Origin of the sequence: Microcoleus sp. MOSTC5, assembly GCF_036701825.1 — a bacterium.
GTDB lineage: Bacteria > Cyanobacteriota > Cyanobacteriia > Cyanobacteriales > Microcoleaceae > Microcoleus > Microcoleus asticus.
Map to the genome: position 1 here is coordinate 70313 of NZ_JAUBRK010000022.1, position 12949 is coordinate 83261.

The following is a 12949-nucleotide window of genomic DNA, read 5'->3' on the forward strand; positions in this document are numbered from 1 at the left end:
ACTTTTTGTGGAACAGGCATCTTGCCTGTTCGGGCGGGCTAGAAGCCCACCCCACAATAAAAAAATTCACTCTTCGCTTCACAGGCATATTGCCTGTTTCTGACAGAGGCAAGATGTCAAATTTACGAAGCTTGGGGTTGTTTCAAACTGCCTAATAAATTCCGAGTTTCGCTAGCTGCTGCCTTCATTGCTTGTTCTGCACTCATTCTCCCGGTAAAAGCTGAACTCAAATAGCGCTGCAAAATATCAGAAGCTTGAGCGTATTGTGCCAGGGGCGGGCGCAAAGCTGGCCGTTCCACTACTTTTAGCAGTTGCGGGTAGTGGGGATATTTGGCGACTATTTCTTTGTTGGTAAATAGGGATTTGTAACTGGGAATTAAACCTGTTTCTAAAATAAATTTCCGCTGGGTTTCCTCGCTGGTAAGATACTGAATTGCTTTCCACGCTTGTTCTGGATGTTTTGAGGTTTTGGCAATTCCCCAGCCCCAGCCGCCCAAGCAGGAACCGCCTGTTTTACCGGTACTGCTGAGCATTGGCTCGATCGCAATTTTACCTCTAACATTCGATCCTTCGGCATTTGCCAGCTTCCAAACATACGGCCAGTTTCGCAAAAATAGCGCTTTGCCGTTTTGAAACAACAGCCGGGTTTCTTCTTCGCCGTAGGTGGTGACACCCGGAGGAGAAATGCCGGAGGCGATCGTATTTTTGAGAAATTCCACTGCTTTAATTGCCTCGGGTTTATCTAACCCAACTTCAAAAGTTTGAGGGTTAGCCCAGAAGCCGCCGAAACCGGAGAGCACTTCGACAAACATCGCAGATACTCCCTCGTATTGTTTGCCTTGCCACAAATAACCCCAAGTTGCTTTTCCCTGTTTCTGCAAGTTTTGAGAGATTTTTACCATCTCTTCAAAGGTTTTCGGGGCTGGAATTTTCGCTTGTTCTAAAATGTCTTTGCGGTAATAAAGCATTCCGGCATCGGAAGCATGGGGAATTCGGTAAAGTTTGCCCCGATACCGTCCGCCTTCGACGTTACCTTGGATGAATTTTGATAGTTGTTCGGGGGGAATTCTGTCTGTCAAATCGCTTACCCAACCTGCGGCTGCAAATTTGGGAACCCAGACAATATCCATGTTGATGATGTCGTAAGGCGATTCGCCTAAAAGAAAGGCAGATGTGTAAAGATTTTCTATGAGGTTGGTGTCAAAAGGCCCTTCTATGAGGTTGATGCGAATGTCGGGGTTTTTCTGTTCAAATTCTTTGACAAATGGTTTCCAGTTAAGAAGGTCTTGGCCTTGCATTAACATGGTGAGCACGACTGGCTGTTGAGTCAGTGCCGGCAGAATAAATAAAAGCAAGACGGTGGCTAGTGTGGCAGCGAATAAGGCTAAAAGACGAGGCTTCTGCCTTCGTTGCGGCGGGGAATTTATTTTTTGCATTTGCTTTTGAAAAGTGGCTGTGCGATCGCCTTGTTTCTCTCATAACTCGCTTTCTTTTGTTTCGCTGAATTTAGCGAGTTTGTGCAATAAAAATTTAAGTAAACTTTAGCTTACTTAATAATGGTGGAGTGAAAAGTGCAAATTTTGATTTAACACTCTCGATAGCGAGTTAAGTAAACATCTATCTACAGATAGATATTGAGATAAGAGTCTAATATATAGCAATACTAAATCATTTGTGAATTTCTTACTCCCTCCCCGCGACTTCGGAGAGGGTTGGGGTGGCGTAAAAACTTTACGACTCATTTAGTAGGATTGCTATAGCAGTTATCAATCCGATGAAATAAAGTAGGAACTTAAGCCTAAGTCCCTACAGATGTTCGCATACAACCTATATTTATCCCTACTTTTAAGAATTGGTATAACTTTTGCCGATCGCCCGATCCGCGATCTATTCTGCTATAAAAACCCGCTTTCTGAGTAAGTCCTAAATACAAAAAACACCGCTCCTCAAAATAGGAGTACGGTGTATAGGGGGTGTTATGGGTTGTTGTCTGGGATTAACCCTAACAAATCACGATCGGCTCAGGCTATGCCTTGTGATGGTTAAAAAATTGGCACAAACCTGCATTATCGCCCGGATCGCGATCGACCGCGAGCGATTAGCCCAACCATTCCACAACAGCATCTTCCTTGGTATTAGTGTGCCGTTCTGGGGTTTCGCGGTTGAATTTCATGTGGATAGCGCGGTTTTGTTCGCCGTCTGCTGCTACTGCAAAAATCGGATAGTCGATTAAGCCGTCTTGGAAAGACATCTGGAAGCGGAAAGTGCCGTCAGCATTGAGTTTAATCGGCTGTCCGCCTACGTAGACGGTGGCGTCGGGCTCGGTGGCGCCGTAGACGATCAGTTCGGCGTCAGCAACTAACCAGAACTGGCGGGGGCGCATCGGGGCGGCGAAGCCAACTCCCGACATACCGACACCGGACATACCGATACCGGACATGGTGAGGCCGGACATACCGACACCGGACATGGTGAGGCCGGACATACCGACACCCGACATACCGACACCGGACATGGTGGGAACAGCCCACATTCCAACGCCGGAGGGGAACACGTAGGAACTGAGAGCTTGTTCGTGGATGCCGACTTGCTGGACGGAACCGGCGACGTGCTGCATGGAACCGAAGATAGAACCCGCTACGCGCAGGGATTCGGCAGATTCTGCCATGCCAAAGATTTGTTCGTAGATGGCGTTCCTGGTGCTGAAACCAGCGCCATTGCCTGCTTGTGCCATTTTCTTGGCGGGAGGAACCAGTTCGGCGAAGGTTTTGCCTTGCAACTCTTCTTCCCAGTCGAGGGTGATGAATTGGTCTTCAATCCAGTCGCTGGGATAGACGGGAGGAACGCGGACTTCGGCCGATCGAGCTAATACCAGCCAGCGGCCGTCTGCACAGCGGTAGCCGATGTCGATCGCGTAATCCCGATCGCTCACGGGGATTGGCACGTACCATTCCCGCGCCAGTTCGTCGCAGGGATATTCTTGAATGCTGTGCGGGCTTTGGGTGTCGAGGTTAACATCTGTAACGTCGTAGATCCGCAGGGCGAGTTGCTGTCCTCCTTGGCGGCGCAATTCTTCTTTGCGAGCGTTGGGAATGTCCCAGTAAGTGTAGGCCCATTCTGGGTCGCGGGGCATTAAAACAACCCGGCTCTCGCCGTAGCCGTTGGGCAAATCTGCTAAACCTTCATCTACAGACGACAAAGAACCGCCTGTTCTATCTTCTTGACCGAGTTCAAACTTTGCTGCTTCCACTGCTTCTTGTGCCTCTAATTTGCGAGATGGGCTGTAGGAAAATTTGGTGCGCTGAATTTCTTGAATGGATGCCAGGAGTTGCGATTTCCGCATCCGGCTGTAGCGAGAGACTCCACATTCGCTAGCAACTCTGCGGAGTTGTCGCAAAGTCATCTCTTCTAATGGTGGGCGTTCTTTTGCCATGAGTTTGTTCTCCACTTATTTGGGATGGCGGGTTAGATTTTTTCTTTCAACACAAATGTGTTGACTTTTTGAGTTAGAAACTCTTTTAAATGCAAATATTATCGAGCTTCCAAATCTCTCCAACCTTTGAAGCCTTGCTTGTTTTTAGCTTGTCTTGTCCCCAATGCGATCGGGGGTTGTGACTTCTTGGCTTCTGCGCGCACCGTCCGATCTAAATAAAACTTTTCTGTCGATTCTTGATTGACAAGATCGATTTTGTGAGTGCGATCGGTGCTGCTAGCAACGCTGTGCTGGCAGCACACGCGCTATTCGACTCCCAGATCTGCTTAGCTTAATCGAAGCATTTCTTTGGGATCGCTTTGTCATGACTTAATGTTGCAGACAAGTTGCGATCGGGTCAAGGGGTCTTTGCCATCAATCATGAGTAGTTATACGCATTTTCGTGATTTTGGGGATCAATATGTCAGGAAACCTTGACAAAAAAACGCTTGTGGGGATCGTCACCAACTATTATCAAGATTCCCTGACATGAATTAGATGTGAGATTGAGTCTGCCGGGGCGGTACTATGGATAGAGGAGATTTAGTACCAAATTTCCTAGGCTGGCAGTTGGGCGCTCTTTTTCTGCAAGCTTCGCTAACGGGCGATCGCAACTACAAACCAACAGTCCTGGACGCAAAAATAGTTTGACGCGCTACCTATACAGATCGGGTGCGCACTGCGCACCCTACACATAGAGGTTCTGCGTAAATCTTGTAAAATCTAAAATCTAAAATCTAAAATCTAAAATCGAATGACTCTAACGCTTTACAACAGCTTGACCCGTCGCGAATCACCTTTTGAACCCATCGAACCAGGAAAGGTGCGGATGTACTGCTGCGGCGTTACGGTATACGATTACTGCCACGTCGGTCACGCCCGCGCTTACATTGTTTGGGACATGGTGCGCCGCTATCTGATGTGGCGGGGATACGATGTCCGCTACGTGCAGAATTTTACAGATATTGACGACAAAATTCTCAACCGCGCCCGCGAAACTAATTCCACAATGGAAGCCGTGGCGGAACGCTTCATCCATGAATATTTCGTAGATATGGAGAAGCTGAATATTCTCGATGCCGATGAATACCCCCGCGCAACTCATACAATGGACGGCATTAAACGCCTGATTCACGAATTAGAAAATAAAGGTTATGCCTATGCTTCCGGCGGCGACGTTTACTACAACGTGAGGCAGTTTGCCGATTACGGAAAACTTTCCGGCCGCAAGTTGGAAGAAATGCAAGCCGGGGCTAGCGGTAGATTGGAAACCGCAGAAATAGAAGCTCAAAAAAAGCAAGATTCGTCTGATTTTGCCCTGTGGAAAAGCGCTAAACCCGGAGAACCTGCTTGGGATTCATCTTGGGGAAAAGGCCGCCCCGGATGGCACATCGAATGTTCGGCGATGGTGCGTGATTGCTTGGGCGAAACAATTGACATTCACTGCGGCGGTTCCGATTTAATTTTTCCGCACCACGAAAACGAAATTGCTCAATCTGAAGCCGCGACTGGCAAGTCACTTGCTAATTATTGGATGCACAATGCTTTTGTGACTGTCAATGGCAAAAAGATGTCGAAATCTTTGCACAATTTTATTACAATTCGCGATTTGTTGGAGGGGAATTGGTCGGGCGATTTGGAATCTAACCCCCCCCAGCCCCCCCTTGGTAAGGGGGGGAGTCAGAATGAAGGAAGCGAGAAGTCAAAAGCGGTGGAACCGATGGCGGTGAGGCTGTTTGTGTTGATGGCGCAGTACCGCAGTCAAATTGATTTTACCGAAGAGGCGATCGCTAACGCTCGAAATGGTTGGCATACTCTTAAGGAAGGTATAGTTTTTGGTTATGTGCACGGTTCCCAATGGGGTTGGGATGTAGATAAAATTCGGAAATTGCCCATAGTGGAGAGTGAGGCTGTACAGCAATTTAGAGCAGCGATGGATGATGATTTCAATACTCCGAATGCTTTAGCTGTTCTGTTTGAATTGGCGAAGGAATTGCGGCGCGAAAGGAATATAATTGTACATGAGGGAAAAACAGAAACGCCTTTGGAAGTGTTGCAACAAAAGTGGCAGACTCTTGTTCGTTTAGCCGACGATGTTTTAGGAATTACCAATCGAGTCAAGGGACGTGCGAATATCTATACCGATCACTCATCTTTCAGTATTAATAAAGTTGAAATCATTAGCGAATTAGATGAGGAGATTGAGACGATGATTCAGCAGCGGAAAGATGCCCGAAAAGCTAAGAATTTCGCTGAGGGCGATCGCATTCGCAACGAACTCAAGGATCGGGGCATTACTCTGATCGATCAAAAAGATGGTACAACCATCTGGCATCGGGGTTGAAACTAAATTCATAATCTGCGGAGGCAGACTTTGTTTGACAAGAAGCGGTTTCAACCGCCGAATTCTAAACACGCTCTAATGTCTTCCTCCGTCAACTCTGGGAAATCGTCTAGAATCTCTGTATGAGACATTCCCGCAGCCAGCCAACCCAACACATCATACACGGTAATTCGCATTCGCCTGATGCAAGGCTTTCCACCGCGTTTACCTGGTTCGATCGTAATGATGTTGTCGCTCATGACAAAACCGAGTTTAGTACATTTTTTTTTGTTTAGCCTAGTCTTGGAATAAGCGATACAATTTACTCAACTTCGCAATTTTTTCCACCTTAGAGCTAATAGCCTAACTCTATGAATACCCTCGACCAAGTGCTAGAAACTGCTTTGCAACTGTCCTACGAACAGCAGGAAATGCTGATCAAAATCCTGCAAAACCGTCACAGCGAGAGTGTCCGCGCAGAAATAGCTGCTGACGCCCAACAAACCTTAGCTGATTTCCGTACAGGCAAATTTCGACAGCAGTCAGCCGAGGATGTTATTGCAACATTACGCCAGTCTTTGGACGAGCCGGAAGCATGAGACAACTGGTTCTGACTCCCAAATTCAAACGAGCATTTCGCAAGTTTGTCAAACGAAATCCTGAGATCCAGCAACGTATAGAAGAATCTCTTCAACAAATGGAAGCAGATGTATTTTTTCCAAACCTAGGTACCCACAAACTAGGCGGCAAACTCGACGGTCTTCAGTCCTGCTCTTGTGGCTATAATTGTCGTATCGTGTTCTCGATTGAAGAGGACACGGAAACAAATTGTGAAGTCATTGTTTTACTCGACATCGGGACACATGATGAGGTCTATTAACTGTGTCAGTTATTATTAGATAATAACTCCACAAATAGATTTAATTTTTATTTAACTTATCCACAAACGCCGCAACAGCCTCGACAAATTCTGCGGTTGATTCGTAGGGCAAAACATTGCGCCCTGGCATTAATAAACCTTCCGCATTGGGAAAATGGGCTAAATATTGCGCTAATCTTTCATCGGGTTTCTCTTCCTTACCCGCTTGACTGATGCTTGAGGCTTTTTCTCCCATGACAACAAGTGCGGGCCGATCGAACTTTTGAATCGTACCGCTGTAATCCTGGCGCCAAAACCCCGCTAAAAACGAGAAAACCGCGTGCCGGCTGTCAGGATTCCCCGCCCCAGCCTGCAAAGCATTCAACCATTCGCTGTCAACTTTTGTCGCATCACCAAAGAGTTGTTTGATGGAAAAAGAACGCAAAAATTCAGCGCGTCTGGCGTAGCGGTAAAAAGCGTTTCCCAAGGGAGAATCTAACAAATTCCAGACAATTCTTTGCTGTCTTTCTGTCGAATGTTTGTTCATCACCGCCCAAGCGGGAGGCCCTGCGAGAACTAAGCCGTGAATTAAATTTGAGCCGCTTTCCTGCTGCCTTTTTGCTAAAGCCAAGGCTACAGCTAGTAAAGCACCTTGCACGAGTACGATCGCAGGTTTTTTTACTACTGTTTCCAAGAAAAACTGCAACTGTGCAGCCCAATCTTCAGGATAGCAAGCCACAGCCGGCATTTCGCAATCGCCGCAGCCCAAAAGGTCGGGATTGTAAATCGGATTGCTGTTCCCTGCTTTGTACCAACTCTCACAAAATCTATGCCAAAAGATTCTTGACAAACCAACTCCTATCGGATGAATTAATAACAAAGGGATGCTATATTCTGTCGCAGTAGTTGGTTTATAAACATCATAAGCACAGCGATAATTTTGCCATTCGTAAAACAGCGTTGGTGATTTAATAGACGAAATAGTGGAGAAATCTTGGGTTGAATATTGCGGTTGCATATTTTTTTTTGTACTGATGTTACTTTTGATTATAATATGAGTAGGGGCAGATTTTACCCACATATATTTGGTAACTGAGAAGATAAATAAACTCCCCCTATGGGAGGACATAAGCGCAAATATAAACCTTTATTACTTAATCATGTCAGAACAGCGGATTACCATTTCTTTACCTAACTTGCTGCTAATAGTAGCATCGTCCTTGCTGCTAGTGCTGCTGTGGCAATTGCGCAGCTTGCTAGTAATTCTGATGATATCAGTCGTGCTGGCCGCGTCGATCGTCCCGATCGTTAATTGGGCCGAAACAATGCGGGTTCCCCGCTGGCTAGCGGTGATTATGGTTTATTTAACTCTCATCGGCGGATTTAGCGGGACAGTAGTGTTAATCGGCCCCACGGTAATCGAACAAATAGAGTTACTGCTGCGGCAGTTACCCGTTTATGTCGAAAGTTTGCGAACTGTGGCAACTAATGTATTGAGTCGGTTGAGCGACAATGCCCCAACCTTGGTGGGTCAGTTTGTGGACACTCAATCGCTGACTAATTGGCTGATTCGATCGAGCCAACAACTGGTTTGGCGATCGTACAGTTTAACGAGAGGCATTCTAGGCGGTGTCTTCAGCCTAGTTTTAGCATTATTTATTTCCGGTTACATGGTTGCCGACAGCGACACATTAATTAAAAGTTTGGTGCAGTTTTTCCCAAAACCTTGGGATGCAAGATTAGCCGCACAAGCAGCGCCAATCGGTCAAAGAATGGGGAGTTATATTCGCGGTCGAGTGTTAGTTTCGGGGATTTTAGGAATATTTATTACCACAGGTTTAAGCATTTTGGGAATGCCGGAATTTGCTTTAGGCTTGGGTGCGATCGCCGGTGTTACCAACTTGATTCCCTTCCTCGGGCCAGTTTTGGGAGCAGTACCAGCATTAATCGTAGCATTAGCTAAAGGTGGCTGGGTACTTTTGTGGGTGTTGCTGTTATTTGTAATCATCCAGAATTTGGAAACCTACGTGCTAGATCCTTTGCTGGTTGGTTCATCGGTTGGAGTGCATCCTTTATATCAATTGCTGTCTGTCTTGGGAGGCGTTCAAGTATTGGGAATTATTGGAGCTGTAATTGTACCGCCTTGGTTTGCGGGAGTGGCAGCTTTGATTGAGAACTTGTATTTAAAACCGAAGCTTAGGAGCGAACATCAAGATGCCATAGATCAGGCTACAAATAATTCTGACTTGCCACCTCTTACACCTTCGGCCTGATAGCCTGATAGCGGGGAAGATAGGGAGATGATGCCATAGGGAGAGGGGAATTGAAATATTTAATTTATCTGGTTTCTGTTGGCATCGGAATAAGATGCTTGAAAGTAGTGTGCGAGGTTAAGAACTCGCGAGTGTTCTTTTCGCGAGTTCTTAACCTCGCACTATTAACTAAAGGCTAAAATTGAATTGTATGCCTTAGCAAACAATCTTGAAATGCCTCATCGATGTAATAAGCCTAATGACTGATGACTGATGACTGATTACTAAAAACTAAGGACTAAGTAAGTAGGCGCTGTAAAACGCAATTATGTAAACGATTGTAAAGTATCCAAATGCTCTAAGCGTGGCTAAGTCAGCCCTATTTACATACTGTTACATAGAGCGGTTTAATTCCGCCTACCTACTTACACAAATAAATAGTATAATGATATTCCAGGCAAAATAATGTACTCCGTCTACGGTATTTTGCTCTTCCTACACTGGAGATATTTTACGATCTTGAAATCCTGTTTTGGCTACTTGTCATGGCTCGACCCAGCAAAAATTTTAAGTGCTTGAAGTTTTTTGTTGTTCCTCAAATAACTGTTTTGCAAACTGATAAAGCTCTATGTCTAGTAGATTTTGTTCGGCAATTAAATGTAAGGTTTGCTGGCCAATATCAGAACTTTTCGGTTTGTTTTTCCCCACATTTTCTGCAACAATCTGAATTTGCGACCAACCCAGATGTCTGCTGAAAGTTTCTAAACTTTCAGGAAACCTATCTTGAATGCCAAAAGTATAGTAGTGAAGTAGGTTGTGTTTAGCTTGTTCTAGCATATTACAGGAACAATGACCGTAAGGTACTTTCCAGCCGACTCCCGATAGCATTCTCACCTGTAAATTATCAAATTCTATTGATTGTTTACAAGAGATTAAATATTCAAGGCTATGTTCCGTTCTGCCGAATACGTGGTAGTAAAAAGAGATCACTCGTTCTATTGGTTCGCGCAAGAGCGTGATATAATGGAAGTTATTGAGAGGCAATAAATTATGAATCCCAAAAGGTTTATGCCCGCTAATCGCTCTCAGTTTCACCAAGCTATTAAAGTTTTGGTCATTTACTTCAGGAAAGTATTGAAAATAACTCCTCAGTTCATTAAGTAATTCCTCTGCATTTTTTGTCGTTACCGTTGGATCGTCATAAAACATAAATACAGCATTTTTACCATACTGTTGCATGAGAATATGACGCAATGATGTCCCTGCTGTCTTGGGAATATGCGTAAAAATGATTAAATCTTTCTTGATATTTTCAGCAGAATTTTTGGCAGCTTTCATTTTGAATTATCTACTTTCAAATATGAGATGTCTGGCAGCTAAGTCAACAAGTAATTTCAAAAATAAGCGGGTTGCTTATATAGAACATTATGATTATGTCTTTTATGTTTACAGGTCAATAAAATTACATGATTTTGTTTCATTGTTACTGTTATTTTAGATGCCTTGATATTTTTTAATTGATTAAACTTTTTTCATACAGTAATGAATTTATTGAGATTTTTCTGAACTAACTCTCTTTCAAATTTTAGCTGAGCTTGCTCATGACACTTGCTAATGACAATAGAGGAATAATTCCAAAAACTTTTCTTGAGTCCACACGTGAAAATGAATCCTGTAATCCATAGCAAGTAATTGCTGAATACGTTTTTCGACTTCGTTTGTCTGATTTTTTTCGATCAATATACCCTTTCAGTGATTGCCCTGTCAAGCAGGAAACTTCAAAGATATCTCAAACTCTCTCACAATCAAGTTTTCAGCATTTGTGTCTGACTCGCATAGGTGCAAATCACTGCAAGCCTACCCCTAGTAAAGCTCTCGACCATTAAAATTCACCCCTTCTCTCCCACACCTATAATCATACGCAAAAATCACTTTATCTTCCCAGATAACTCGAAGTTACTTCACATTTCTCCTGTATTCCGGTAGCGCTCGATCAATGTGAAAAAAGCTGAAATGCCTGCGGTTGTCGGCTGCTCAATGATGAGCAGGTCGAACTTCATCAAATTTCCCCGGCGTCGTGGCGGCGATCGAATCCCTTGCCTCCTGACAGCGCTCGATCGACGCGGCAAATGCTGTAACAGCCTCCTCCTGCGCTGTTTTGTCGCCTTGACAAAATCTCAATAACCACGTCGCAAAGTCACCCGGATCGAGGAATTGACAGAGGTAATTAATCGCATCGGGATTATTAGAAATAGCCATAAGCCAAAGGGTATTTCCCGCTTCAATTGTTCTGTTTAAATTGTTCAAATTTAAGTAAGTAGGCGCTGTAAAACGCAATTATGTAAACGAGTGTAAAGTATCCAAAAGCCCTAAGCGTGGCTAAGTCAGCCCTGTTTACATACTGTTACATAGATCGGTTTAGTTCCGCCTACCTAATTAATTGCCACTTCAATGCGGCGGTTGCGCTGCCGATTAGTATCGGAACTATTGTCTACCGAAGGGCGACTTTCCCCATAGCCGATCGCCACCCAATGATAATTCTGGCCCACCACACCAGACAAATACTGCACCACAGCCTGAGCCCGCGCCAACGACACATTGCGATTGTCCGCCGCTTCCCCCGCGTCGTCAGTGTGGCCCGCAACCCGCACAGTTGCCCCCTCGTGATTGCCCAACTCCGCCACCAAATTGTCCAAAATCGCACTTGTTCCCGCGCGCAAAGAAATGCTACCAGTATCAAACAAAACATCGCTGGGTAGAGTCACCATCAGCCCGTCCCCCCCAAACACCGGATTGTTGGCATTCTGTGGCGCAGTATTAACAGTTTCAGCGATCGGACTCCGGCTGCTGCCGATCGCGGGCAAAGCAGGAACAGGACTTGCCGCCGTTTCCGGCCCCGCCAATTGCTGCGACATCAACTGCAACCGCTTTTCCAAACTTTCCGTCGGGCGGCTGCTGCCCAACTGACTTTCCAAAGCCGCCGTGCGGCCGATCAGCGCGTTGAGCTCGCCCTGCAACTGTCTCAAATCCGACTGCAATTTCTCTCTCTGCGCAGGACTGACTGTGGACTGCGGACTGGGTGTAGCGGTTGGTGTCGGGAGCGCCGGAATTTGCTTTGCTGGTGCGAGTTTCGGGCTGGGGGTCACATTTTGAGTTAGACGCAGCAATCTCTCTGCCAGCGGCATCTCAGTCGCGCCTGAGGGATAAATTTGAGCGATCGCCATCCCCAGAACCCAGGCAAAACCGCTGCCTACCCCCAGCAGCAGCAGTCTAAAAATCAGCGACAGTACAAGCAAACCTTTTCCCCGCGACTTGGAGGCGCGAGTCGGGGGGATTGAAGGTTTTTGGTTAAAAGATCGCGTCATATTTCCTGCTATACAAAACTTGGCTCAATTTTATCTTTGCTTCACCATTCAACTCTAAGTATTTTCGTTGCTTGGTCTGAGTCCAGCTTCTACGTGCATGAGTCTGCTCCTGCTGGTCCGCTGCCGTAAATTCGGGTGGAGCAACACGCTATTTTTTGTCAGTACAACTATTTTTTTTAAAGCTTTTAGCCATTGTTTAATCATTATTTTCAACCTATTTAACGAATCGTGGTATCCCGTTCGACCTTTTTATAGGCTGGTCAGTTTTACATCGATCGCGGTTTACAAACCAGAAAAAAATTGCAAACCAGAAAAAAATTGCTTTGGTTTTTGGGTTTATCTAGACCTTATAGCATACAACGGAGCGTCTGTCAATAAAATCGCCATAATTCGCTTGAGAAAAAGTTTAGTAAACTATGAGGTGATTAGGTCAAACTCCCTCTCGGTTCACATACCATATTGATTTCGGTACTATCTTATCTGTGAGATTTTAATAAAACTTGAGTTAAGTTGTGTAACGAACTAAATTAAGATAGCAGACCTTGCCGCCTTTGCCGATCGATTTTAGATTTTAGATGGGAGCACAAATCTCAAATCTGAAAAAGAAACCCGGTTTCTACAAATCTGGGGTTGGGTGGCGAAGTATCGAGGCTAAAACCGGGTTTCTAGTCCGTTGCG

General features: G+C 45.3%; 12 protein-coding genes. 4 read left to right on the forward strand and 8 right to left on the reverse strand.

All coding sequences use genetic code 11. From position 1 onward, the window contains the following. Positions 1 to 122: 122 nt before the first annotated feature. The 3 genes from QUA54_RS14280 to QUA54_RS14290 all read right to left on the reverse strand — a co-directional run bounded on the left by QUA54_RS14280 (position 123) and on the right by QUA54_RS14290 (position 3735). Positions 123 to 1436 carry an ABC transporter substrate-binding protein gene (locus QUA54_RS14280; protein ID WP_333415157.1) on the reverse strand — a complete coding sequence of 438 codons (1314 nt, stop codon included), beginning with the start codon at positions 1434 to 1436 and terminating at the stop codon, positions 123 to 125. 662 nt (positions 1437 to 2098) lie between these two features. Beyond that, the gene (locus QUA54_RS14285; RefSeq protein WP_333415158.1) at positions 2099 to 3433 is read right to left on the reverse strand and encodes a DUF4912 domain-containing protein; all 1335 of its coding nucleotides are present in this window, start codon (positions 3431 to 3433) and stop codon (positions 2099 to 2101) included. A gap of 98 nt (positions 3434 to 3531) precedes the next feature. Beyond that, the gene (locus QUA54_RS14290) at positions 3532 to 3735 is read right to left on the reverse strand and encodes a hypothetical protein (RefSeq protein WP_172187033.1); all 204 of its coding nucleotides are present in this window, start codon (positions 3733 to 3735) and stop codon (positions 3532 to 3534) included. A gap of 265 nt (positions 3736 to 4000) precedes the next feature. On the opposite strand from QUA54_RS14290, the gene QUA54_RS14295 reads away from it, so the two are divergent. Both QUA54_RS14295 and cysS read left to right on the forward strand, forming a co-directional pair. Then, positions 4001 to 4123 (forward strand): hypothetical protein, encoded by a 123-nt coding sequence (locus tag QUA54_RS14295; RefSeq protein WP_281363531.1) that lies wholly within the window; start codon positions 4001 to 4003, stop codon positions 4121 to 4123. Between the two features lie 103 nt (positions 4124 to 4226). Continuing rightward, complete coding sequence (cysS, locus tag QUA54_RS14300) at positions 4227 to 5816, forward strand: cysteine--tRNA ligase (RefSeq protein ID WP_333415159.1); 1590 nt, start codon at positions 4227 to 4229, stop codon at positions 5814 to 5816. Between the two features lie 50 nt (positions 5817 to 5866). On the opposite strand, the gene QUA54_RS14305 is transcribed toward cysS, so the two are convergent. Continuing rightward, positions 5867 to 6055, reverse strand: a complete 189-nt coding sequence (locus QUA54_RS14305; RefSeq protein ID WP_333373835.1) for a DUF433 domain-containing protein — start codon at positions 6053 to 6055, stop codon at positions 5867 to 5869. A gap of 111 nt (positions 6056 to 6166) precedes the next feature. Between QUA54_RS14305 and QUA54_RS14310 the strand changes: the two genes are divergently transcribed. Then, positions 6167 to 6394 carry a hypothetical protein gene (locus QUA54_RS14310; protein WP_333415160.1) on the forward strand — a complete coding sequence of 76 codons (228 nt, stop codon included), beginning with the start codon at positions 6167 to 6169 and terminating at the stop codon, positions 6392 to 6394. 321 nt (positions 6395 to 6715) lie between these two features. Here QUA54_RS14310 and QUA54_RS14315 read toward each other — a convergent pair whose 3' ends face one another. Then, the gene (locus QUA54_RS14315; RefSeq protein ID WP_333415161.1) at positions 6716 to 7672 is read right to left on the reverse strand and encodes an alpha/beta hydrolase; all 957 of its coding nucleotides are present in this window, start codon (positions 7670 to 7672) and stop codon (positions 6716 to 6718) included. Positions 7673 to 7814: 142 nt separating this feature from the next. Between QUA54_RS14315 and QUA54_RS14320 the strand changes: the two genes are divergently transcribed. Further along, entirely contained in the window at positions 7815 to 8927 is a 1113-nt protein-coding gene (locus tag QUA54_RS14320; RefSeq protein WP_333415162.1) for an AI-2E family transporter, read from the forward strand. 546 nt (positions 8928 to 9473) lie between these two features. On the opposite strand, the gene QUA54_RS14325 is transcribed toward QUA54_RS14320, so the two are convergent. The 3 genes from QUA54_RS14325 to QUA54_RS14335 all read right to left on the reverse strand — a co-directional run bounded on the left by QUA54_RS14325 (position 9474) and on the right by QUA54_RS14335 (position 12271). Continuing rightward, a complete protein-coding gene (locus QUA54_RS14325; protein ID WP_333415163.1) occupies positions 9474 to 10244 on the reverse strand; it encodes a sulfotransferase family 2 domain-containing protein in 771 nt (256 codons plus the stop codon). Positions 10245 to 10940: 696 nt separating this feature from the next. Next, positions 10941 to 11165 (reverse strand): hypothetical protein, encoded by a 225-nt coding sequence (locus QUA54_RS14330; RefSeq protein WP_333415164.1) that lies wholly within the window; start codon positions 11163 to 11165, stop codon positions 10941 to 10943. Positions 11166 to 11338: 173 nt separating this feature from the next. Continuing rightward, positions 11339 to 12271, reverse strand: a complete 933-nt coding sequence (locus tag QUA54_RS14335; RefSeq protein WP_333415165.1) for an OmpA family protein — start codon at positions 12269 to 12271, stop codon at positions 11339 to 11341. Between the last annotated feature and the right edge of the window lie 678 nt (positions 12272 to 12949).

Excerpts from the sequence above, each read along its gene's own strand:
- QUA54_RS14295 (WP_281363531.1), top strand. The coding sequence starts at position 4,001 with ATGGATAGAGGAGATTTAGTACCAAATTTCCTAGGCTGGCAGTTGGGC.
- QUA54_RS14315 (WP_333415161.1), bottom strand. The coding sequence starts at position 7,672 with ATGCAACCGCAATATTCAACCCAAGATTTCTCCACTATTTCGTCTATT.
- cysS (WP_333415159.1), top strand. The coding sequence starts at position 4,227 with ATGACTCTAACGCTTTACAACAGCTTGACCCGTCGCGAATCACCTTTT.
- QUA54_RS14280 (WP_333415157.1), bottom strand. The coding sequence starts at position 1,436 with ATGCAAAAAATAAATTCCCCGCCGCAACGAAGGCAGAAGCCTCGTCTT.
- QUA54_RS14325 (WP_333415163.1), bottom strand. The coding sequence starts at position 10,244 with ATGAAAGCTGCCAAAAATTCTGCTGAAAATATCAAGAAAGATTTAATC.
- QUA54_RS14305 (WP_333373835.1), bottom strand. The coding sequence starts at position 6,055 with ATGAGCGACAACATCATTACGATCGAACCAGGTAAACGCGGTGGAAAG.
- QUA54_RS14330 (WP_333415164.1), bottom strand. The coding sequence starts at position 11,165 with ATGGCTATTTCTAATAATCCCGATGCGATTAATTACCTCTGTCAATTC.
- QUA54_RS14335 (WP_333415165.1), bottom strand. The coding sequence starts at position 12,271 with ATGACGCGATCTTTTAACCAAAAACCTTCAATCCCCCCGACTCGCGCC.
- QUA54_RS14285 (WP_333415158.1), bottom strand. The coding sequence starts at position 3,433 with ATGGCAAAAGAACGCCCACCATTAGAAGAGATGACTTTGCGACAACTC.
- QUA54_RS14310 (WP_333415160.1), top strand. The coding sequence starts at position 6,167 with ATGAATACCCTCGACCAAGTGCTAGAAACTGCTTTGCAACTGTCCTAC.
- QUA54_RS14320 (WP_333415162.1), top strand. The coding sequence starts at position 7,815 with ATGTCAGAACAGCGGATTACCATTTCTTTACCTAACTTGCTGCTAATA.